14 protein-coding genes are annotated in these 22,711 nt (G+C 59.2%); 10 read left to right on the top strand and 4 right to left on the bottom strand.

All coding sequences use genetic code 11. The features are described 5' to 3' along the window. Positions 1-3: 3 nt before the first annotated feature. From ABD796_RS16290 to ABD796_RS16280, 3 genes are all read right to left on the bottom strand, one after another. Positions 4-1,683, bottom strand: a complete 1,680-nt coding sequence (locus ABD796_RS16290) for a DUF11 domain-containing protein (protein WP_344909266.1) — start codon at positions 1,681-1,683, stop codon at positions 4-6. Beyond that, a complete protein-coding gene (locus ABD796_RS16285) occupies positions 1,680-8,396 on the bottom strand; it encodes a DUF7507 domain-containing protein (RefSeq protein ID WP_344909264.1) in 6,717 nt (2,238 codons plus the stop codon). Before ABD796_RS16285 ends, ABD796_RS16290 begins: the two co-directional genes overlap by 4 nt. Positions 8,397-8,518: 122 nt before the next feature. Continuing rightward, the gene (locus ABD796_RS16280) at positions 8,519-9,148 is read right to left on the bottom strand and encodes a class I SAM-dependent methyltransferase (protein ID WP_344909261.1); all 630 of its coding nucleotides are present in this window, start codon (positions 9,146-9,148) and stop codon (positions 8,519-8,521) included. A gap of 167 nt (positions 9,149-9,315) precedes the next feature. On the opposite strand from ABD796_RS16280, the gene ABD796_RS16275 reads away from it, so the two are divergent. The 6 genes from ABD796_RS16275 (at position 9,316) to ABD796_RS16250 (ending at position 15,068) form a co-directional block, all read left to right on the top strand. Beyond that, on the top strand, positions 9,316-9,795 hold the full coding sequence (locus ABD796_RS16275; protein ID WP_344909259.1) for a hypothetical protein: 480 nt from the start codon (positions 9,316-9,318) through the stop codon (positions 9,793-9,795). A gap of 114 nt (positions 9,796-9,909) precedes the next feature. Further along, complete coding sequence (locus tag ABD796_RS16270) at positions 9,910-10,863, top strand: ABC transporter substrate-binding protein (protein ID WP_344909257.1); 954 nt, start codon at positions 9,910-9,912, stop codon at positions 10,861-10,863. 84 nt (positions 10,864-10,947) lie between these two features. Further along, the gene (locus ABD796_RS16265) at positions 10,948-11,937 is read left to right on the top strand and encodes a FecCD family ABC transporter permease (RefSeq protein ID WP_344909255.1); all 990 of its coding nucleotides are present in this window, start codon (positions 10,948-10,950) and stop codon (positions 11,935-11,937) included. After that, positions 11,934-12,935 carry a FecCD family ABC transporter permease gene (locus ABD796_RS16260; protein WP_344909253.1) on the top strand — a complete coding sequence of 334 codons (1,002 nt, stop codon included), beginning with the start codon at positions 11,934-11,936 and terminating at the stop codon, positions 12,933-12,935. Before ABD796_RS16265 ends, ABD796_RS16260 begins: the two co-directional genes overlap by 4 nt. A 31-nt stretch (positions 12,936-12,966) precedes the next feature. Next, positions 12,967-14,526 carry a helix-turn-helix domain-containing protein gene (locus ABD796_RS16255; RefSeq protein WP_344909251.1) on the top strand — a complete coding sequence of 520 codons (1,560 nt, stop codon included), beginning with the start codon at positions 12,967-12,969 and terminating at the stop codon, positions 14,524-14,526. 80 nt (positions 14,527-14,606) lie between these two features. Then, positions 14,607-15,068, top strand: coding sequence for a hypothetical protein (locus ABD796_RS16250; protein WP_344909249.1), 462 nt, complete (start codon positions 14,607-14,609; stop codon positions 15,066-15,068). A gap of 157 nt (positions 15,069-15,225) precedes the next feature. Here the strand turns inward: ABD796_RS16250 and ABD796_RS16245 are convergent, their stop codons facing one another. After that, positions 15,226-18,540, bottom strand: coding sequence for a DEAD/DEAH box helicase (locus ABD796_RS16245; RefSeq protein WP_344909247.1), 3,315 nt, complete (start codon positions 18,538-18,540; stop codon positions 15,226-15,228). Positions 18,541-18,722: 182 nt separating this feature from the next. On the opposite strand from ABD796_RS16245, the gene ABD796_RS16240 reads away from it, so the two are divergent. The 4 genes from ABD796_RS16240 to ABD796_RS16225 all read left to right on the top strand — a co-directional run bounded on the left by ABD796_RS16240 (position 18,723) and on the right by ABD796_RS16225 (position 22,656). Continuing rightward, positions 18,723-19,364, top strand: a complete 642-nt coding sequence (locus ABD796_RS16240) for a TraX family protein (protein WP_344909245.1) — start codon at positions 18,723-18,725, stop codon at positions 19,362-19,364. A 77-nt stretch (positions 19,365-19,441) separates the two neighbouring features. Further along, positions 19,442-20,044, top strand: coding sequence for an SLOG family protein (locus ABD796_RS16235; RefSeq protein WP_344909243.1), 603 nt, complete (start codon positions 19,442-19,444; stop codon positions 20,042-20,044). A gap of 65 nt (positions 20,045-20,109) precedes the next feature. Next, positions 20,110-21,099 carry a helix-turn-helix transcriptional regulator gene (locus ABD796_RS16230; RefSeq protein WP_344909240.1) on the top strand — a complete coding sequence of 330 codons (990 nt, stop codon included), beginning with the start codon at positions 20,110-20,112 and terminating at the stop codon, positions 21,097-21,099. A 366-nt stretch (positions 21,100-21,465) separates the two neighbouring features. Then, complete coding sequence (locus tag ABD796_RS16225) at positions 21,466-22,656, top strand: MFS transporter (protein WP_344909238.1); 1,191 nt, start codon at positions 21,466-21,468, stop codon at positions 22,654-22,656. Positions 22,657-22,711 lie beyond the last annotated feature (55 nt).

Here is a 22,711-nt window from a genome sequence, read left to right as displayed (position 1 = left end):
CCGTTATTCGTAAGGATCTTCGATCGCCACGGTATAGCCGTTGGAGCGAACCTCATCGTCATGAAAGCGTCCTTCTACTTCAAACCGATAGCGAGCCCCCACGTATCCCCCAATCGTCGGCAATTCCCATAGCGGGCTTGTCGCAGCGGCGTAGTCGATCCGCACTGACTGCCGGGGAGCAACCGCTCCGAGCGGCAGCCCTTCGGCGGTCAATCGCGATCCGGCATCGCCACCATTCACGCGCAGCGTATCTTTCATCAAAAAAGCTCCGTCCGCCGTAAGTCCGGTCAGCAGCACGTCCGCTGGCCAGTTGCCCCGATTCGTCAATTTGACGGTGTATTCCATCATATCACCGGCTTCCACAACCGGCGGCATTACCGTCACATGCACGTCGAAAACCGGCAGAACGAGCTCGGTACGGACGGCGTTGGACGGTAGCGTCTCTTGAATGAGACGGCCGTCCCCGAGTCTGAACGTGAAGTTCAGGCTCGATTCGTTGACAACGGGAGAGGAGCGGTCGAAGGCGGAAATCGGCACGGTTGCCTGGAAGGCCGCCACGGCGCGGGAGTGCGCCTTTACGGAGCCTAGCCTGATTCCGTCCGCTGGAAGGACGCCCTTGAGCGGAACGTCGTTCAGGGTGACGCTGTCCCAGACGAACAGAGCATTGTCCGGGAAGCTGTCGACGAGCACCCCATCGATCGCGAAGGCGCTTTCGTTGTCCACGGTGACCTCGTAGCGCAGCGGCTCTCCCCGTGTCGCCAGCCGCTTGTCGACGCTTTTGGACACCGCAACAGCCGCCTGCACGACCATAACGGCCACTGTGTTCGTCTCCGTCTCTCCGGGGTGACCGTAGGCGACATACTTGACGTATGCCCGGCTAATAAGCGGGTTTGCCGCAGGCACCTTCTCGATGCGTACCCGGAAAGCGACGCGGACGGACGCTCCGGGGGCCAGCGCTCCGAGGATGATCCCGGCGACAGGGTCGGACGCGGGCGCATGAATGTCCCCGATGGTGACGCTGCCGGGCACGAACAACCCCCCGTCGGGGACGGGAGCCAGAACGACCGTATCCCGGAACGGCACATTTCCTTGATTGACGACCGTTGTCTCGTAACGGACGACATCACCGACGAACGTTTGCGTCGTGCTTGCTTTCAGGCTGGCCGCAGCGGCTATCCCCTCCGCCCGCAAGATCAGGACATTGGAGCGGACCGACCCCGATATGCTCCGGCCGTCCTGGGTATGGAACGTATAGTCTCCATAAGCCTGATTGACCAGCTTCAAGTCCTGTGGAAGAGCGGTAACAATCGCTTGAAATTGGATGCAGGCGGAGGAGCCGGCCTCTATCCGTCCCATAGACACGCCTGCCGAGGGCTTCGCGCCGGGTAGCGGAACCCCGTCGCGAAGCAGACTGTTGGCAATGAACGATACGCCTTCGGGAAGGATGTCGTAGAGGGTGACCTCGGCCGATTTATTTCCTGTGTTCTCCAATTCCAGACGGTACCCGATCGTCTGCCCCAGGGCGGCGCATTCCGTCCCTGCGCTCTTGCACAGCGAAAGCTTCGGACCGACGAGCGGTGTCGACACCGTGTTGGAGTAAGCCACCTGTTCCGTTCCGGCGAATTGGAACGTCACGAGCGACTGGTTGCGCAGCAGCGGGTCCGAACGGGAAGCATGGGTCATATCGCAACGACCTGGACCTGGAACGTTACGGACGAGAAGCCGCCCGCTGCAATCGAGCCGATCGGAATGCCGTTGTTCGGATTGGCAGACGGCCTCGACGAGCCGTCGACCGTTACGCTTCCCGCGACAAAACGGGTGCCTGCCGGAACGGGATCGACGAGCACGACGCTATTGACCGTTTCGATGCCGCTATTCGTCACCACGATCGTATACGTGATGATATCGCCTACGACCGCATCCACCGCATTGGTGCTCTTTACGACCGAAACGTTCGGAGCGGACACCGGAATGACCAACGAATTGGATTGTACGCTGCCGGAGCGGACGAAGCCGTCGGACAACGTGTACGTAAAGTTGGCGGTCGCCTGATTGACGAGCTGCTGCGGCGACGGCAGCGCATCGACCGTCACCTGCAGCGTCACCTTGACGTTGACCGTAATTCCCGGCTGTACGATCCCGATATCGATGCCGCTCGCCGGGTCGGTGCCGGGCTGAGGCGTGCCGTTGACGATAACGCTGTTCGGCACGAAGACGGCGCCGGTCGGAATGTTGTCGAACAGGATGACGTCGGCCGCCCAGTTGCCGGTATTAGTCACATTAAGCGCATATATGATCGTATCTCCGACTGTCGCATTGGCCGTATTGGCGCTTTTAACGACACCGATAATCGGCTGGTAGACCGGTGTCACGAGGGTGTTGGAGAAGGATGCGCTCGAGAAGGCGCCCGACGTGAAGCTGACCTGGGAACGGTTGCTTAGTTGGCCAGTGCTTGGCAGCGAAGTGACGGTAACGCTGAATGTCACTGTAACCGATTCTCCCGGAGCGAGCGTGCCGATCGGAATTCCGTTAGCCGGGTTCGCCGACGGTCTTGGCACGACGCCAACCGTCACGCTTCCGGCATTGAATGTCGAGCCGTCCGGAATCGGGTCGCTGAACAGTACGTTCGTAAGGGTCGTCAAGCCGTTATTCGTTATATTAATACTATAAGTCACCGTTTCTCCGACGGCGACGACTTGCGTCGCGGTCGATTTGATCACCGCAATGTTCGGCGAGGAGACGGGGATCGTTACGATATTGGACACTACGGAGCCATTGAGCGTACGTCCGTCGGGCAGCGTGAACGTATAGGCGGCCGACGCCTGATTGACGATCTGCTGATTCGCAGGAAGCGTATTGATGACGACCGAGAATGCCACCGTCGTCGTACCGGTGACGGTGCCTATCGGGATCCCCGTAGCGGGATCGGCGCCTGCCGCCGGGAAGCCGTTGATCAGCACGCTGTTTGGCACCAGCGTCGTGCCGTCCGGAATTGTATCCGTCAACGTGACGTTGGCCCCGTAATTGCCGCTGTTGGTCAGGACGACGGTGTAGACGATCGTATCCCCGACGGTGGCGTTGGCCGCATTGGAGCTTTTGACGGCTGACAGTATCGGCTGGTAGACAGGGATGGCCACCATATTGGAAATAGCGACGCCGGAGAAACTGCCGGACGTGAAGCTTACAGTCGACTGGTTGTTGAGAATGCTTGGAGCCGGAGGGAAGGTCGTTACCCTCACGTTGAACGATACATTAACTGTGGATCCGGGGGAGATCGAGCCGAGCGATACCCCGCTGGCCGGGTTGGCCGTAGGCCGCAGCGTCCCGTCGACTGAAACCGATCCTGCCACGAAAGTGACGCCGGCAGGCAGTGCATCGTTGAAGACGACGTTATTGATACTCTCGATACCGCTATTGGTAACGGCGGTCGTATAAGTAATCGTATCGCCTACCGTCGCTGCAGTGGACGGCGAGCTTTTGACCACGTTGACATTCGGCGCGGATACCGGGATGACGACCGTATTGGAAGCGGCGGAACCGGTTTTTGTGCGTCCGTCCGGCAGCGTGAACGTATAGGCAGCCGTACCTTGGTTGCTCAACTGCTGAGGCGTCGGCACCGTGTTGATGACGACCGAGAACATCACCGTAGCCGAAGCTCCAGCCCCGATCGTTCCGACATGTATGCCTGTCGAAGGATCAGCTCCGGGTTGCGGGAAGTTGTTCACCATGACGCTGTTCGGAACCAGCACCGTTCCGCCCGGCAGAGGGTCGGTCAACGTCGCATCGGCCGGATAGTTGCCCGAATTCGTTATGGTCAGCGTGTAGCTGATCGTGTCGCCGACGGTTGCGTTGCCGGAGCTGGCAGTCTTGGCTACGGCAAGCGAAGGCTGATAGACGGGCGTTTGCACCGCATTGGAATACGTGGTGCCGGAGAAGGCGCCTGACGTGAAGCTGACGGATGCCTGGTTGTTCAGAATGGCCGAAGCGGGAACAGAATTGACGGCCACATTGAACGCGACGGTCACTGTGCCGGAGGGAGCAATGGTGCCGATCGCGATCCCGGATGCGGGCACAGCGGATGGTGCCGCAATGCCGTTAATGGTCACCGTGCCCGGGACGAACGACGCTCCTTGCGGCACGGGGTCGATGAACAATACATTGTTGATGGGCTCGATACCGGCATTGCCGATGACTGTCGAATACGTAACGGTGTCTCCCACCGATACGGCGGTGGAAAGAGTGGATTTACTGACCGATACATTCGGAGCCGACACGGGGAAGGTCACGGTATTGGACACGGCTGTGCCGGAGAGCGGCCGTCCGTCCGGCGGCGTAAACGTATAGGTGGCCGATGCCTGATTGCTGAGCTGGGGCGGCGAAGGCAGCGACACGACGACGACCTCGAAAGTGACCGTTACGCTGGCACCGGGTGCGACCGGGCCGACATGGATACCGGTTGTCGGCGATGCGCCCGCAAGGGGAGAGCCGCCTACATTGACGCTGTTCGGCGAAAATAGTGTGCCTGCGGGAATCGTGTCGAACAGCGTGACGTCCCCGGCCAGATTGCCGGTGTTGCTGACGACGACGGTGTAGATGATGGCGTCCCCGAGCGTGGCGTTGCTGGTAGAGGCGCTTTTGACCAGATTGATCTGCGGCTGAATGACCGGCGTCGTCGTCGTATTGGAGGACGAAGAGCTGGAGAACGTACCGGACGTAAAGCTGACGGTTGATTGGTTCGTGATTGATGAAGGAATCGGCATCGTAACGCTCACCTCGAATGTCACGGCAGCCATGCCCCCCGGGGGCAGGGTACCGATTGGGATGCCGGCGGACGGATCGGAGTTCGGCCTGGAAGAGCCGTTCACCTGCACGCTTCCGGTTATGAAGGACACATTGCTCGACAAAATGTCACTGACGACAACGTTATTGACGTTTCCGATGCCGTTGTTCTTTACGGTTACGGTATAGGTTACCGTATCGCCGGTTACCGCCGATGCGGGGCTGGCTGTCTTGACGACGCTGACGTTGGGCGCCGAGACGTTAACGGTAACGGCGTCGGAGGCTGCGGTGCCGGTAAAGGTACGTCCGTCCGGCAGCCGGTAGCCGTACGAGGCGGTTGCGGCATTAACCAGCCGTTGGGACGCCGGCAGCGTGTTGATCGTCACGACGAAGCTGACGGCAACGGACGCGCCGGGCGACACAGTGCCGACCGGAATGCCTGTCGACGGACTGACGCCGGGAGTCGGAGTTCCGCCTATAAGGACGCTGTTGGCATTAAAGGATGCTCCCGGCGGAATCGGGTCGGTGACGGTGACATCGGCGTCGATATTGCCGGAGTTCGTTACGATGATCGTATAGTTGAACGTGTCTCCGACGGTGGCGTTCGCCACGCTGGCGCTTTTGACGAGCGAGACGGCCGGCACATAGACCGGGGTGACGACCGTATTGGATAAAGCAGAGCCGTTGAAAGTGCCGGATTGATAAGCGGCGCTGGCTCGGTTGCTAAGCTGAGCCGATGCCGGCAACGCGGTAACCCGAATCTGGAACTGTATCGTCACCGAAGCTTGCGGGCCGATCGTGCCGACCGGAATGCCCGCATCGGGGGTAGCCGAAGGAACGGGCGCCCCCCTGATCGTAACGCTTCCGGTTACGAACGAGGCTCCGGACGGGATGGGATCGGCCACGTTGACGCTCGTAACCGGATCGACGCCGTTATTTGTAGCCACGAGCGTGTAGGTTACGATATCGTTGACGGTCGCGGCTGTCCGATCTGCGCCTTTGATCAAGGAGACATTCGGAGAGGAAGCCGGAATCGACAGCGTATTGGACTGACTGGAGCCGCTTAACGCGCGACCTCCGGGAAGCTGATACGTATAAGCCGCCGTCCCTTGATCCAACAGAAACGGCGGCGACGGGAGGGAGTTCAGCACCGTCTGAAATGTCACCGTCGCGCTCGCGCCGGGGGCCAAGGAGCCGAGCGGTATGCCCGTCACCGGCGATGCTGCGGGCTGGACGGCTCCGTTGACGGTGACGCTGCCGGGCACGAAGGACGATCCGGCAGGGATATTGTCCGTAATGGCCGGCTGCGCGGCGATGTTGCCAGTGCTGCGGACAACAAGGGTATAGGTAATCGTGCTGCCGACCGTCGCACTGGTCCGGTCCGCGCTTTTGACGATTTCGATAACCGCCTGATACACGCTGGTCGACACCGTATTGGATAACGAAACGCCGGTAAACGTGCCGGAGCTGTACGATACCGATGCCTGATTGATCAGCTGTGGCGACGATGGCAAGGAACCGATCAGGGCCTGAAACGCAACCGATACGGAGCTGCCTGCGGCAATCGTGCCGATCGAAATCCCGCTGCCGGGGATAGCGGTCGGCCGGGATTGCCCTGCCACCGTCACGGAGCCGCTGACGAATGCAGCCCCGGAAGGCAGCGTGTCGGACAAGACGACGCTGCTGACCGCTTCTGTGCCGTTGTTGGTGACGACGGCCGTGTACGTGAGCGTTTCCCCGACGGCGGCTTCGGCCAACGATGCGCTTTTCACAACGGTGATGGCGGGCAGGCTGACCGGCAGCCTGACTGTGTTGGAGACGGCGGAGCCCGATACGGTGCGGCCGTCCGGCGGCTGGAACGTATAGGCGGCCGACGCCTGATCGACGAGTTGCGGCGGAGAGGGCAACGTATCGACGCGAACCTGGAACGTCACCGTAGAGGTGGCGCCGGCAGCGACCGAGCCGATGGGAACTCCGGCAGCGGGATTCGCATTCGCGACGACGACTCCGTTCACCCGAAAGCTGCCCGTAACAAATGAACTGCCGGTCGGAATGTTGTCCGTTATCGTCGTCAGAGCCGCGATATTGCCGGAGTTGCCGACGAGCAGCGTGTACGTCACCAGATTGCCGACGGTGGCGTTAGCCGTGCTGGCGCTTTTGACAATGCTGAGCAATGGAGCGTACACCGGAAGCGTGACGCCGTTCGAAGGAATGACGCCGGAAATGATGCTGCCTCCCGCCACGCTTTGGAACGTGAAGGCGGCGTTGGCCACATTGGTGACCTGCTGCGGCGAAGGGACGGAGGTAACCGTTGCGCGATATGTAAGCGTGATGGAGCTTCCCAGATTGAGCGAGCCTAGCGAGGCTCCTGCGGTAATGTCGAAGGTCGGCTTGGCTGCGCCGGCTACGGCGACGCTTCCGGAGACAAAGGTCAGACCGGTCGGCAGCGCGTCGGACACGACGATGCTGGCCGCATTGGCGGTGCCGCTGTTGCTGACGGTCACGGTGTAGGTGATCGTATCGCCGAGCACGACTCCGCTTGCGTTGGCGCTTTTGACCACACTGATTTTCGGAGCGTTAATATCGACCTGAATCGCATTGCCGTTCACGACGTAGGCGTCTCCCGAGGTGGTCAGACTGAGTACGGCCGACGATTGGTTGTTCGTCAATCTGGCGGAAATATCGACATTCGTGATGTCCCAGCCCTGCCGGCCTCCGATGATGTTCGTGCCTGGCGCTCCGTTCGTCTGGTTGCGGTTGCCGAACGTTCCGGTCGTATCGAGCTGTCCGGCGTCGTTATTGATCTGCGAGGCAAAAAAGTTGTTAGCGAAGTTGTTCGGTCCGGACAAAGCGACCAGGGACGAGGCAGTCGGTCCGAACAGCGCCTGATCCCCCGTCCGGTTCGCGTCGCCTTCCTGGGCGCTGAACAGCGCCCGGCCGCCTAGCGTGCCGGATATCGGCGTGGCGAAGCCGGTCAGCGTCGTATTGACGGCGGATGAGGTCGCCTGTACCAAAACCGCCCCGGCGCGGATCGACATGTTGCGGAACGGCAGCGCTGGGTTTTGGTAGATGACGCCCAACGTCCAGCCTGCATGGTTGGCTGTCGAATCGCCGGGAATGACGATCGTGCCCACCACGCCCGCGGCCGTATACGTGCCCCCCATGCCGGCCTGAACGAGCGAGGTTACGTTGGCCGAGCGCACGTAGGCGGAGGCGCCGTTACCCAGGTCGACCTGGTTGGCCGTAGCGGAATCGGGCGTTACGCTTGAGCTCCCGGCCGGCGTCGTGAAGGCGACCGGATTGTTAATGGCGGCGCTCAAATTGACGGTACCGTTTATATAGGTGCCGCCCCAGATCAGCTCGGCATACAGCACTGTGCTGCCCACGGGCAGGTTTAAGATCGCGGAGGAGCTGTTGGAGGTGTACAAGCTGGTCGTACCACTGGGGTAAGTTCCGTATGCGGAAGCCGTATTGGTCGTGACAAACGCGCCGATGCTGTCCTGGGTTCCCGGCACCCCGGCCGTGTCCGAGCGGCTTAAGCCCAAGGTATTGCCGGTGAACGTGACGGCTCCGGTTGCATTGAACGTAGCACGAACGATGAGAGGAATTCGTCTCACCACCTTGTTGGAAAATGCGGCAGCCGAAACGTCGCGTTCGGGTAAAATTTGCCATTACCCAGTATACGAAGCTTTGACAAAATATTGTTTGTCTTGCTGCGAAAAAAATGGCTGCGGAGAAACTAATCGGCTAATGCCTTGCGCAACCCGACGACGGCGGCGGGCTCCGGATATCGCTGACGGCTCATCCGCTCCAGTTCCTCAAAACCGACCGGCTCCTTGACGGCAACGAAATGGTACATAATCTCCCGCACGACATTGGGCTGTACGCGTCGCAGAACCTCCAGCTCCTCCCGTTCGTAGAGCGGCGGAGCGTAGGCGGGGTCGTAGAACAGCTCCATGCGCAGCAAGCGGAAATCGAACGCCGGCGGCTCTTCGGGGTATTGGGCGTTTACGGGACAGAGCGGACCGTGGGAAGGCTGGAAAAAATGCGGGGTCAAGTAGCGTGGCGTATGCTCGTCGAATTTTTGCTTGAAAAGCGGGTTCGACATGTGCACGAAGCTGTGGGCATACGGGGCCAGCACGCAGACGACCGCCTTATGGACGCAGACGCGGTGCAGCTCTTTCATGACCGCGAACAGGTCGTTGACGTAGGGCAGGCAGCGGCTGGCCATAACGAATTCGACCGAATCGTCCGGCAGCGGAAGCGGGTCGTTCAGATTCCAGACCAAATCTGTCTCGGAGGACGGCTTGCGGTCGATGCCGAAAAAGCCCGGATGCTTGCAGTTGCCGCTTCCGATATCGATATTCATGAGCTTCACCTCCTCCCACACCCATTGTATGAACGGAGGGCGAAGCGGAAACGGCTAATGGCCTATGGGATGCAGAAGAGGAGAAAGGCCTTCCGTCGGCGAATACGTTACCATCCGTTGTTGGCTATAGGGACGACGGATCGAACTTTTTGTTTATGGAGGCGCATATGCTCAGTTTTGAACAAAAGCTTGCCATTTTGGAATCCTTTCCCGAGCTCCGGCGCAAAAACGTGTCGCTCGGCCGGGTCAACTTTCACTATGAACAAAGCGTGCACGAAAAGCAGACGGTAGCCTACCATCTGCATCCGAACGGCAACGGCTATGTATATGGAGGACTGCTGCCGAACTATTCGTCGGACGACAAAGGAATGGTCAATGTTCGCGACTTCACTTCCGACGAGCTGCGGACGATTGTAGGCGAATCGATCCGTTCGCTGTCGGTTGGAGCGAAGGGTGCCCGTTCGGCGAAAACCCCGGCCAAGCGTCAGCGGTGGGAGGGGCCGGATAAGCAGACGCTGACCGTCACATACGAAGACGAGCTATGGTATGTGTATGCCGGTCTTAATCTGGAGGCCGCCTTCGAGACGTATGCCGAGGTGGAGGAATACATGCAAGAGGAAGGCTTCTCGTTGTCGTCCGGGGACTGATGGCGAAAAGCTGTATGAAAACGTAATATTTATGCATGGACATGCGTCCTCCGCTAACGGTATTCTATTAATAATGATTCTCATTATTAGATAGACAGGGGAGGACGTTTTTTTATGTTTGCGAAGGTTATCGGTAAGCGGTCTGGAGCAGCGATTATACTGCTGGCTTGTTTGTTGCTCATGGCTGGGTGCGGTGCCAATAAGAACGGAGGACCGGCTGAAGTCAAGGATTCGGGGAAACAGGCCGAGCTGCGCACGATAAGCGACGCTTACGGAAGCGTACAGGTTCCGGCTAAGCCGGCTCGAGTCGTTGTGCTGGATATCGGAGCGCTGGACAATCTGCTCGCTCTTGGCATAAAGCCTGTGGGAGCTCCATCGATATTAACGCCGGGGGATCCGTACCCGAAATATTTAGGAGAGGCCGAAGGAATCGCCAATATCGGATCGGTCAACGAGCCGAATATGGAAAAGATCGACTCGCTTCGCCCGGATCTGATTATCGGGAATAAAGATACGCATAGTCAAATTCACGATAAGCTGGCGAAAATCGCCCCGACTGTTTTTGTGGAAACGCTCGGCGTCACTTGGAAAAAAAATCTTCAAACTCATGCCGAGGCGGTGGGCAAGGGGGAAGAAGGAAAGAAGCTGCTTGACGATTATCAGAAACGGACTGACGAGCTCAAGAAAAAAATCGGCACTGCGGGCCCGAAGGTGTCCGTCATTCGAACGCGCGCGGACAAGGCGCAAATCTATTTGACCGAGACGTTCAGCGGCGTCATTCTGGCCGACGCCGGGATCGTCAGACCCGAAGCGCAGAGGGGAACCGGCTTCAGCAAAGATGTGACGCTGGAACAAGTTGCCGATTTAGACGGAGATGTCATATTCTGGTTCACCCGCGAGAACGGCTCGTTCGAAAAGCTGCAAAAAAGCCCGCTGTGGGACACCTTGAAGGCGGTTAAGGAGAAGCGGGTCTACCAGGTCGAATGGGAGACGTGGATGAGCGGTCTCGGCATCAAGGCGGTCAATAAAGTCGTGGACGATTTGTTCGCCTACTTGGCAAAATCATAGTCTGCAAAGCAGTATTGGGTTGCCCGGAGCGGCAGCCCAATCTTTATGCCCGGGCAACGGGCATGGACGTGGAGGGAACAAAGGTTGAAAAACAAAATAGCCGGACTGTCGCTTCTGCTTTTGTTCGTTGCAATCGGCTTTGTAGCCAGCATGGCGCTAGGCATCGTCCATATCGATTTTTCGACCGTGGTCCGGTCATTTATCGCTTTCGATGGTTCGAGAGAGCAGCTGATTATTCGCACGGTTCGTCTGCCGCGGGCGCTGGTCGCCGTAGCGGTAGGCTGCTGTTTGGCGTTGGCCGGCGGAATCATGCAAGCGCTCAGCCGCAACCCCCTTGCGGGTCCGGAGATTCTCGGAATCAATTACGGTGCGGCGTTGGCGGCGGTCGTCGCCTCCTTTTTGTTCGGCTATACAACATTGGGATTGTTCGCCTGGTCGTCCTTCGTCGGTGCCGGCTTGGCCGGGGCGGCCGTCTTTCTGCTCGGTTCGCTCGGGCGAGAGCGGCTATCGTCCATGAAACTCGTGCTGGCGGGAGCGACCATCAATCTGCTGCTGGCTTCGCTGACTCAGGGTATTCTCATTCTCAACCAGCAAACGCTCGACACGATGCGGTTTTGGCTGGCGGGTTCGCTGACGGGAAGGGATGTAGGCTTGTTCATGCAGGTCGTTCCGTACATGCTGATCGGCTTGTTTTTGACGCTTGTCATGAGCAAATCGATCAATCTGCTCAGTCTCGGCGACGAGGCCGCTCAGGGGCTCGGTCAGCGGATCGGATGGATCAAAGCTTGTTTGATCGGACTCATTATGCTTTTGGCCGGCAGCGCAGTGGCGATTGCAGGCCCGATCGGCTTTATCGGTTTGGCGGTTCCCCATATCGCGCGATTTTTGGCGGGCGCCGACTATCGTTGGATATTGCCCTATTCGGCCGTACTGGGCGCTCTGCTGCTGCTATTGGCCGATATCGGGGCGCGCTTCGTGCTGCCGGGCCAAGAAATTCCGGTCGGCGTCGTTACCGCGTTTTTCGGGGCGCCCTTTTTGATTTATTTGGCGCAGAGAAAGGGGAAGACGCTGTGAACAAGACCGGAAGCGCGACCCGTTATATGACGATTCTGGGGCTGCTGCTGGCAGCGAACGTTCTGGCTTTCACCGGAAATATCGTCTCCGGCGAACGGGCGGTTCCGCTGCTGGAGGCGATCCGTACGGCCGCAGGCTTCGGAAGCGATACTTATGAATTTACGATCCGGACGCTGCGAATGCCGCGCGCCTTGGTCGGATTGTTGGCCGGGGCGGCGCTGGCGCTGTCGGGGGTCATTCTCCAGGCCATAACCCGCAATCCGCTGGCATCGCCGGGCGTTATGGGTCTGAACGCCGGGGCGGGAGCGGCCGCGGTTGCGGTCATCGTCATGGCTCCTACCTTCCCGACAGCCGGTCTTCCTTTCGTGGCGTTTGGCGGAGCGCTGCTGACCGCTGCGATGATTTACGCTTTTTCGTGGCGCAGGGGGAGTTCTCCTATTCGGATGCTGCTGGTCGGCATCGGGATATCCGCGATCGCGGGGGCTGTCATTTCTTATTTGCTGTCCGTAGGCGGCATCTTTCGCGTTTCGCAAGCGTCCGTTTGGTTGGCCGGGAGCCTATACGGCAGAGGCTGGGAGCATGTGTGGCCGCTGCTGCCCTGGCTGGTCGCATGGTTTCCCGTCTGCATGCTGCTCGCACGGCATCTCGATGCGATCCAGCTTGGGGATGAAATGGCTACAGGCGTCGGCTTGCCGCTGGAACGGTCCCGCGGTTTGCTCGTTCTGGTCAGTGTCGGCTTGGCCGGAGCCGCCGTCTCGATGGTCGGTACGGTCGGATTTATCGGCTTGATGGCTCCCCACCTATCCAGACATTTGGTTGGCAATATGAGCGCTAGACTGCTTCCTGCGGCTGCCTTGATGGGCGGATTGGTCATGCAGCTGTCGGACTTGGTCGGCAGGACGGTTTTCGCTCCGTTCGAGATTCCGGTCGGCATCGTAACGGCCTTGCTCGGGGCGCCCTATATGATCTATCTGCTGTATCGGCCGAGACATTTATAATATAATGGAGAGAAGAAGCAGGAGGGCTACCATGTCGCGTCATCATTCCGAACATCCGCTATATCTTCTCTCTTCCATTCGGCTGCGCAAGCTTCCGTTTGCGCCGGCCGCCAAATCCCGGAACATTCCTTTCCATGCGTTGTGCTTCCCCATTAAAGGCGAAGGAACTTTGCTGATCGATGGAGAGGTTTATAAGCTTGCTCCCTTCGAACTGTTCTACTTCAGCCCGGGCATGAACGTGACCGTTTGCTCGCCACATGAGCCGATCGAGTATTACGTCGTTCTGTTCGCGCCGATGATCGTGAAACAGGCGGGCGGCAAGTTGTCCATAGAGGCCGCCTCGACGCTGCCGCATCCATTGCCGCAAGGCCGCATCCCGATCCGCAGCGCCGTGCAGATGCTGCATGCGTTTCGAAATCTGGAAGCGGCGGCGCAGTCCGAACCCTTCGCGTCAAGATTGGAGCTGGAGCGGCTGATCGATGCCTTGACCCGGCAATCGCCCGCAGGAGACCGGACGCTCGACGAGCGAATCGAAGCCAGCATCGGCCATATGACGAAGCACATGGCCTCCAAGCTGTCGCTCGGCCAGTTGGCTGCCGCATCCCGCCTTGCCCCGAGCGCTTATTCGAGGTTGTTCAAGAAAAATACCGGCATGCTGCCGATCGAATATTTAACCGATCTTCGGATCGAGGAAGCGAAGAAGCTGCTGATGCAGCCGGATAGCCGCGTCAAGGAAGTATCCGCATCCGTCGGCTTCTGCAATGAGTTTTATTTCAGCCGGACGTTTCAGCGCATTACGGGAGTGTCTCCTACGCTTTACATGAAGCGGGGAAGGCTGCGGATCGCCGTCGCCTCCTCGATGAATTTTCGCGACAACCTGAATTCAATGGGCGTCGAACCGGTAGCGGCGGCCGATTTGTACCAATATCCTTGGATGGACGACGAGGCGCACCGGCTGCTTTGCCGCCAGCAGCTGCAGCGGCTCGCGGAAGAGCGCCCCGATCTGATTATCGGAGACCACTATCATCAGGAGTACCGCGACGATTTGAAGAGGATTGGCCCGACTGTCATCCTTGATCGATCGGATTGGAACTGGCGGCTCATTCATCTCAAAATCGCCGAGCTGGCCAGCCGCGAGCGGGAGGCGGAGCACGAGATAGCTCGTCTGGAGGTGCGCGCTCACGAGATGCGCGGTAAGCTCCGGCGTCTATACGGGGACGATCGGGTTACGGTTATGCAGGTCAATCATCGGCTAGTCGGCATACAGGGCTCCGGCAATCATCCGCTGAACGAGCTGCTGTTCACGGAACTCGGTCTGCGCAACGGAACGCTCGCCCCTGCGGATAGCTGGAGAATGGAAATCGAGCCGGAGCTTTTGCCCCATTTTGAAACCGATCATATTTTTATTCAGAAGCACCATTTGCTCGCGGGGAGTGAGCGCATAGCCGACCGGCTGCAGAAGACGGTATCGTGGAATACGAACGATGCGGTCAGAAACAATAAGGTGCGCTGGATCCCCAACTGGTTCGTCATGAGCTGGACGCCGAACGGCCGCAATCAGATCATCGATTCCTTGCCGGCGATGACGTAAATAAGCCATATTCGCGCTTGCTCTTCCCAGAATATTCCTGCATAATCCGAAGTAGATGGATGAAGAGGGGGAGAGGAGCCATGCAACAACCATCGCCGACCAACTGGATTACGGTGCTCAAATGGGTAGGCGTACTACCGATGTTCCTTCTGGCGTACGTTTTTATGCGCGTATTTTTCCGGTTTGCTTTCTTCCAGATCGTCATCTCGCCGATCGCGTACGACAACCTTCAGCTTCAATTCGTGTTGTTCCATCTCTACGATCAAGTGCTTAGCGTCGCATTCGCCATCTATGTCAGCTGCGTTCTGGCGCCCAAAGGCCGGGTAGCGATCGCCTCCGTCTATATGGCTATCGTGCTGGTCACGATGCCCAGGCAGCTGGAGCTGGCTCGCGAAAATCTGTACTACGGCCATATGCCGTGGAAAACGCCCTTTCTGATCGCGGCCTTCCTCGCAGGCGGCCTTATCCCTCTGTGCATCATGCTGTACCGCAAAAATAAGGAGCGGAAGCGGAGTCAAGCGGCGATCGGACCGCATGGTTAGTCAACGGCCTGCAACGGTCCTTTCATCGCGAGAGGACCGTTGTTCTCGTTCTAACCGTTAAGTTCACGAAGCTTCTTGACGGCAGGAGTCGTTTGGAAGTAAAGGCTCTCCGTCGCCGACGCGCCGACAGTGTCCGTCTTCCGCTCTCAACGCTTCTTCAGCCAATCGACAGCAGCTCTCGGATATCCTGCTCCGTCAAGGACGACAGCGCCTCGCCGTTCGGACCCAGAACGTCATCGATCATGCCCCGCTTCCTTTGCTGAAGCTCGACCATTTTATCTTCCACCGTGCCTTGGGCGACAAGCCGTATAACCTGCACGACGCTCGTCTGGCCGATCCGGTGCGCGCGGTCCGCCGCCTGCTGCTCGACCGCCGGGTTCCACCACAGATCGTACAGGATGACGGTATCCGCGCCGGTCAAATTCAGCCCGGTGCCGCCGGCTTTCAGCGAGACGAGGAAAAGGTCCCGCTCTCCCTCGTTAAACCGCCGGCTCAGCTCGACGCGCTCCTCCCCGGGGGTTTGTCCATCCAGGTAGAAGTACGGAACGTCGCGCTGACCGAGCTCCCGGCCGATCAGATCGAGCATGCCGGTAAACTGCGAGAAGACAAGCGTCCTCCTCCCGGCTCTGCGGCATTCGTCGACCATTTCCAGCAGCAGCTCGAACTTTGCGGAACGCCCCTCGTAGCCCTCTACGAACAGGGCAGGGTGGCAGCAAATCTGGCGAAGTCGGGTCAGGCCGGCCAATATCCGGATCCGGCTTTTCCCGAAGCCGTCCTCGTCCAGATGCTTCAGCGTCTCGTGGCGCAGTTTGGCCAAATAGGCGGCGTACAGCTTTTTCTGATCGGGCAGCAGCTCGCACGCTTGCAGCGACTCGATTTTATCCGGCAGCTCCTTCAGTACGTCGCTCTTCAAGCGGCGCAGCACAAACGGACGAATCAGCCGGGCTACGTCTTCGCGCGATAGCTCGTTGAACGTCTTACGGTCCGGAAGCAGCCCGGGGAATACCGCTTCGAATATCGACCACAGCTCCTCCATCGAGTTCTCGATGGGCGTCCCCGTCAAAGCGAAGCGATAGGGGGCGCGGACCGCTTTGACCGCCTGGGCGGTTTGCGTGACGGCGTTCTTGAACGCCTGGGCCTCGTCCAGCAGCAGCGTATGGAACGTCTGTCCGGCATACAGCGAGATATCTTGCCGCAGCAAAGGGTACGACGTAATGATGACGTCGGCGTCGCTCCCGCGAAGCGCCGAGGCGCGGTCGCGCCTGTCGCCGTCCGCGATGACGGCCCGAATGTGCGGAGCGAACTTGGCCAGCTCGTTGCGCCAATTGTAGACGAGCGAGGCAGGGGCGACGATCAGCGCCCGCTCGCTCCGTTCGCGCAGCTCCGGCAGGATGGAAGCCAAGTAAGCGATGCTTTGCACCGTCTTGCCAAGCCCCATATCGTCCGCCAAAATCCCCCCGAACCGGTAGTGGGCGAGCGTCTTCATCCACTGGTAGCCGTATTTCTGGTAGTCTCTCAGCACGGGCTGGAGCATGTCCGGGACCGGAAAATCGCGGCTGTCCGGGTGGCGCATATCGTCGAGAAAGACGCGCAGCGGCTTGCTTAGCTTCACAGCCCGGGAATCGCCTGCCGACGAATCGGACAAGAGCAGACCCCGCGCGACGGGCAAACGCATCCGGCCGTTCTTCAGCTCCTCCTGACGGATGCCGAGCTCGTTCAGCGCGCGCACGATTTCTTGAAACTCGGCGCTTTCCAGCGGCAGCAGCGCCCCGTTCGGCAGCCGGTAATAGCTGCGTTTTTCCTCGACGGTTTTCAACAGATGGCGAATGTCCGCTTCGGGTATGCCGGCGAGGTCAAAGCCGACTTCCAGCCATTCCGTCCGCTCATCCGCGCGGATGTTCAGCACCGGAGCGACAGGGCCGGCGAACAACCGGACCTTGACCGCGGAAGTGGCGTAGACGTGAAGCAGCTTCTCCAGCTCCGGCATGATTCGGTACAAAAATTCGTACTCCGCTTCCTCGTCGTCGAGGAAATAACCGCTCTCCGTCGTGGCGAAGCCGGCCAGCTCCATCAGCTCGAGTATGCGCCGCTCGCCTTCGTGGTCGCGCACCAGAATGCGCTCGCCGGCCGGATGGGCGGACTTCGTCTCCAGCGGATTGATGACCTTCTCCCCATAGCGGAATTCCAGACCGGCCAGCAGTCGGTCCTTCACGCGGTCCAAATAAAGCCGGGCTTTCAGCGGCGCTTTCACCATCCGGTTCGCCACAGCTTCGGCAAGCTCGACGCGGCCCAGCTTCATCAGCCCCGCCGACGTCCTGTCGAGAAAAGCTTCCATCTGTCCGGCGGGGATGCGGACCTGCTGCAGGAGCAGCGGCTCCATCATCCGCTGTAGCGTTGCCAGCCGACGGCCCGCCTCGGGTGCGAGCGGCAGCAGCTTGCCGTCATGGAGGACGAGCCCGTAGTCTTCCATGGTCACGATCGGGTCAAGCCCGTCCACCTTCATCAGAAACTCGCCGGAATCGGCCCGATCGAAGAAAAACCGGAGCGGCAGCGGCTCTTCGATTACCCGGAGGCGGTCGAACCGATCGGCGCCGGACTGAAGCTGCACGGACGGCGCCACTTCCAGCAGCGGCAGAAGCGAATCCCAGGAGGCCGGGGGAACGAGCAGCGTCCGTTCTCCGCCGGCGTGGCGCGGAGCGACGGGAGCTTTCGACGCCTCGTGTACCATCCGTTCGTTGCGGCTGATGCGAATCAGCTCCTGCATGATCGCTCCATGCTCCCGGTGAAAACGATGCCGCTTCGGGTCGTACGTAAAATGGCGCGAAAACGCAAATGGCTCGCTCCGTTCCGCCGCCTCCAGAAAATCCCGGATCTTCTGCACGATATACAGCCGCCCCGGTCCGATCTTGATCGAAATCCCGAACATGCGGCTGCGGAAGCTGTAGGCGACTGGACTGCACGTCAGCTCCATATCGAGCGGCGTCCGGCTGTCGAAGCGGGGCGAGGCTACGCCCGCCGTATTCGGGCGGGACGAGAACAGGCCGAGCAGGCCGGTGGTCAGCTGCATCTCTTCGGCCGATATGCCGTCTGTGCCGGTCGGAGCGGGCATAAAGTCGCGCGCATGCCCAGCTTCGTGCGGTTTATGCAGAAGGGAGGCCACCGAACGGTCAGGCGAGCGGCCGTCTTGGCGTATATGATGCAGGTTCAGCAGTACGGCCGCAATATGGCCGCAGTAGCGGCCGTCCGGCCGGGGAGCGGGGCAAGTGCAACGGGCGGCCACGTCGCCGTAACCGTCGATATCGATACCGATCTGGAAAGGACGGCTGCCCTCAACGAACGCTTCAAACGCATTCGCATCCGTGTCGAAGGTATGGAAAGAGACGCAGCCGTCCCGATAGAGCGTTTCTCCTTTTTCATAGGATAGAGGGCCGCACAGCAGCTTAATGACACGGGGGGTCAGCGAAAAACTCATAGCCCGCCATCCTTTCTTGTGCAAATCGTCAAACATACGTTCCGGTTCCTATTCTCCATCATACCAGAAAACGGCGCGTTGTTCGAAGACGGGTTGACCCGGGTCCGTCTTCATGATGTACAATATAGGGAAAATGCGCCGCAGACCATTTCGAAGGTCGGCGGACAGTTTCGGAGGGACGCATGCACCTGATCGCGATGCTGACGATGGTTATCGATCATGCGGGTCATATTTTCGCGCCGGGGCAATCGATCTGGCGGATCGTCGGCCGTCTGGCGATGCCGATCTACGCGTATTGCCTGGTAGAGGGCTATCGCCATACCGGCAGCTTGATGCGCTATATACGAAGGCTGGTGCTGCTTGCGGCGATATCGCAGGTTCCTTACCTCGCCGCTCTCGATATGGGGAATATCAACATTATCGGCACCTTCGTCGTCTGCCTGCTCGTGATGGCCGCAATGGACCGGATCAAGCCGAAGGCGGGGGCTTGGGCGGTCGCCCTGGCAGGGGTGGCCGTATTGGAGCTGATTCCGTTCGATTACGGAGCTTATGCGCTGCTGCTCGTACTGGCGTTCCGCTATCTAGAGTCGCACCGTCTCGTGATGGCCCATCTGGCGCTTAATGCGGCATACCTGCTGTACAGGGGGGCGGACCTACAGCTTTACAGCGTCGTCTCCACGATGTTTCTCGTTTACAGGCCCTCGCTTTACAGGCTGCTGGACCGGATCGAGATCAAACGTTGGGTGTGGAGGAGCTTTTACCCCGCTCATCTGGTGGTGCTGGCTGCCGCAGAGCAGGTGATTGACATCGCCTTGAGGCGGTAACGGATACGAAGAAACGAGGATACGAGGATAAGAGGATATGAAGTTACGAAGTTACGAAAGGAATTACAGACTGAAAGATGAAAAATTTGCTCGTTACAGGCTACCGTGCGCATGAGCTGAACATATTCGACGAGAAAAACCCGGGTATCGGGTTTATTCAAAAAGCGATCGAGAGCAAGCTCGTCCCGCTGATCGAGGAAGGGCTGGAATGGGTCATCACGCCGGGGCAATACGGCGTGGACCTGTGGGCGTGCGAAGCGGTCATCCGGCTGAAGCGCAACTATTCGCACTTGAGGTGCTCGATTATTTCGGCTTATCTGAATCCGGACGAGAAATGGAAGGAAGGCCGGCAGCGATATTTTCAAGATATTTTGAAGGGCGTCGATTATTACGCTTCCGTAAGCAACAAGCCGTACGAGGGTGTCTGGCAATTGAAAGCCAGGGACGAGCTGCTGTTCCGCAAGACGGACGGCATTCTGCTGTTCTATGATGAGGATCGGGGAGAGGCGAGTCCGCGATTTTACAAGGAACGGGCATTGAAGAAGCAGGCAAAGGAAGGGTACCGTTACATCGGCATTCAGGCGGAGGACGTGCAGAGCATTGCCGACGAGGAGGCGTACAGCGCCTTCGACGCAGGGCTGTCCGATGATCCGGGAGGCTACGGCGACCCGGAAGCGTGACGGAGCCTGTTCAAACGTTGGGAATGCTCCGGGAAGGGGCTCGGCTACAAGAAGGGGGCGATACTGTGGCGGAAACGATACGAATCGAGCATATCCACGATTATTTCGACCGGTTCTCCGGGCTGATGAAGGGCCGCTCGCACACGGACGAAGACGAGCGGCGCATCGAGCTGCCGCCCCGGCTCGGAGCGGGAACGATCGTCCGTCTGCCTATTCGCGACGGCATGGAGATCGTCATCTCGGACCTGGTGCTGGAGCGCGACCTCAAGCTGCATATCGAAGCGGCGTACAGCCTGTTCGAATTGAATTATTGTCTCGACGGGGAAATTTATTGCGCCTGGGGCGGCAAGGAGCATACGACGGGCAGCCGCAGCGGCAACGTATTTCATATGGACCGGACGAAGCTGTATATGGAAAAGAAGGGCGGCGTGCGCACGAGGACGCTGGAAGTACGCTGGTCGCCGGCGAAGCTGCTGCGCTATGTGGACGGCACGTCCGACTTTCCGGCGATGCAGTCGTTGCTGAGCCGCCATCAAGGTCTTGGCCGCTATGCCAATTCTCCGCAAATCCAGCAGTGCGTTCACGATCTGTTTCACTGCACCCGGCGGAGCGCGATGAGGCGGTTGTATGCCGAAAGCAAGGCGATGGAGCTGATCGCCCTGATCGCGGGGGACGGAGAGTCCGAAAGGCCCGCCGAACGCGAAAAGACATTATCGATGAATGCCGACGATCAAGCCAGACTGGACGCTGCGCGGGAGCTGGTCCTGCTTCACGTGGAGCAGCCGCTGTCGATCCGCGAGCTGGCGCGACAGGCGGGAATGAACGAATACAAGCTGAAAAAGGGCTTTCGCGACCGGTTCGGGGTCACCATCTTCGAGCTTGTCCGCAAACGGCGAATGGAGATGGCGCTGCAATTGATGGAGAAGGAGGGGCGCAATGTCGGAGAGACGGCAAGCGAGCTCGGCTACAGCAACATGAGCAATTTCACGTCCGCGTTCCGCAAACAGTACGGCGTCAATCCTGGGCAATATATACGTCAGATGAACCGTTCCTAAAACAACCGAAATCACCCCCAAAAGCTCTTCCTGCCGAAAGGCGCGGAGGGCTTTTTGGGCGTGGCTCGACCTATTTCGCCGAAGCTGACCGGAGCAAAAAAAGGCATGCGACACTCCGAAAACTTCCGCCGACAAGAGTCGATCGTGCTGGTACCGGGCCGAACGACAAAATGAATCTGCTGCAGGACGCTCCTTTTGCAGGGAATCATACTGCTTCTACAGGTAGTCCTTCCGTCTATCCGCGAGGGATAATGGGACTACGATTCGCAAACCGGAGGCCGCTTTCGGTTCGTGCCGACCGACGGGCGACATCGTACAGAAAGCGGCGGGCCGCCAAGCCCAAGCCGTCGAGAGGAGAGAAAGATCGTGAACAAGCGCTTTATCGTCATCTTCGCGGCGGTTCTTGCGTCGATGATATCGATTGCTACGTTCAACCCGATTATCGGACTTCTGGCCCGCAGCCTCGGGCTGAGCGAAGTTCAATCCGGCAGCCTGGTCACGGTGACGGGAATTTGCTGGATATTGGGCAGCTTCCTATGGTCCCGGTGGGGGAAAGGCCGGAGAAAGACGGTGATGCTGATCGCCATGACCGGCTATGTACTCACGCTTACCGCATTTGCCTATCTGGCCGACTCTGCGGGGCTAGATTCAACCGATAAAACGGGGCTGTATCTGCAATTGTTCGCCGTGCGGGCGATCGGCGGTTTTTTCTTCGGCGCCATTCCGGCGACGGCGCAAGGGTACTTGATGGAATGGACGAGAGCAGACAACAGGGCGGCCGGCATGGCGCTGTTCGGGGCGGCGAACGGCCTCGGCTTCGTTCTGGGGCCGGCCATGGGCGCGGCTTTGACCCCGATCGGCCTGACGGCGCCGATGTACGTATCGGCTGCGCTGCTGGCGGTCATGCTAATCGTAATCGCCGTCTCGATTCCGTCAGGGGAAACGTCCGGGACCGTTGCGGCCGCCGGAAAGCTGTCGGCACTGGACCCGCGAATCCGGCTTTATCTCGGAATCGGTCTCGCCTTATCGACCGTTATGATCGTGCTGCAGGTCACATGCGGCATCTACATGCAGGACCGCCTTGACATCGACGCGGTAAAGGCCGCCCGGCTCATCGGCATCGGCTTGACTACGGCGGGGGTGATTGTGGTCGCTTCGCAGCTTCTGATCGGCCGTTTTCGGCGCTTGAAGCCGCCGATTTTGCTGACGATCGGCTTGCTGGCGCTGTGTAGCGCCTTTACGCTGTTTTTGGCCTCTCCGTCCTGGTACATCGTTGTATTCGTGCTGTTCGGAATAGGCATCGGCTTTACGATGCCTGGTTATATGACGGGAGCGTCGCTCGCCGTGGACGACGGGGAACAGGGGGCGCTGGCGGCGTTTACCGCTGCCGCCCAGGGAGTAGGCTCCTTTATCGGCCCGCTGGCTGGCACGATATTGTATTCGCTGCATATCGCCATACCGTACGCCGTTTGCGCAGTGTTGATCGTTTTGTTTTTGGCCGGAACGGTGTTCGGCCGGAAAGGAGCGAAGGCCGGGAGTACGGTGCATTCCCGTTAATGCGATATAGCGCGGCTGCATGCCAACCAATTTTCCCCGAATCAGGAAATCCCAT

It is taken from the genome of Paenibacillus hodogayensis (assembly GCF_039536325.1).
Classification (GTDB): Bacteria; Bacillota; Bacilli; order Paenibacillales; family NBRC-103111; genus Paenibacillus_AB; species Paenibacillus_AB hodogayensis.
This window is presented reverse-complemented; position numbering and strand designations above follow the sequence as displayed.

Excerpts from the sequence above, each read along its gene's own strand:
- ABD796_RS16280 (WP_344909261.1), bottom strand. The coding sequence starts at position 9,148 with ATGAATATCGATATCGGAAGCGGCAACTGCAAGCATCCGGGCTTTTTC.
- ABD796_RS16235 (WP_344909243.1), top strand. The coding sequence starts at position 19,442 with ATGAAAAATTTGCTCGTTACAGGCTACCGTGCGCATGAGCTGAACATA.
- ABD796_RS16250 (WP_344909249.1), top strand. The coding sequence starts at position 14,607 with ATGCAACAACCATCGCCGACCAACTGGATTACGGTGCTCAAATGGGTA.
- ABD796_RS16290 (WP_344909266.1), bottom strand. The coding sequence starts at position 1,683 with ATGACCCATGCTTCCCGTTCGGACCCGCTGCTGCGCAACCAGTCGCTC.
- ABD796_RS16255 (WP_344909251.1), top strand. The coding sequence starts at position 12,967 with ATGTCGCGTCATCATTCCGAACATCCGCTATATCTTCTCTCTTCCATT.
- ABD796_RS16275 (WP_344909259.1), top strand. The coding sequence starts at position 9,316 with ATGCTCAGTTTTGAACAAAAGCTTGCCATTTTGGAATCCTTTCCCGAG.
- ABD796_RS16240 (WP_344909245.1), top strand. The coding sequence starts at position 18,723 with ATGCACCTGATCGCGATGCTGACGATGGTTATCGATCATGCGGGTCAT.
- ABD796_RS16245 (WP_344909247.1), bottom strand. The coding sequence starts at position 18,540 with ATGAGTTTTTCGCTGACCCCCCGTGTCATTAAGCTGCTGTGCGGCCCT.
- ABD796_RS16270 (WP_344909257.1), top strand. The coding sequence starts at position 9,910 with ATGTTTGCGAAGGTTATCGGTAAGCGGTCTGGAGCAGCGATTATACTG.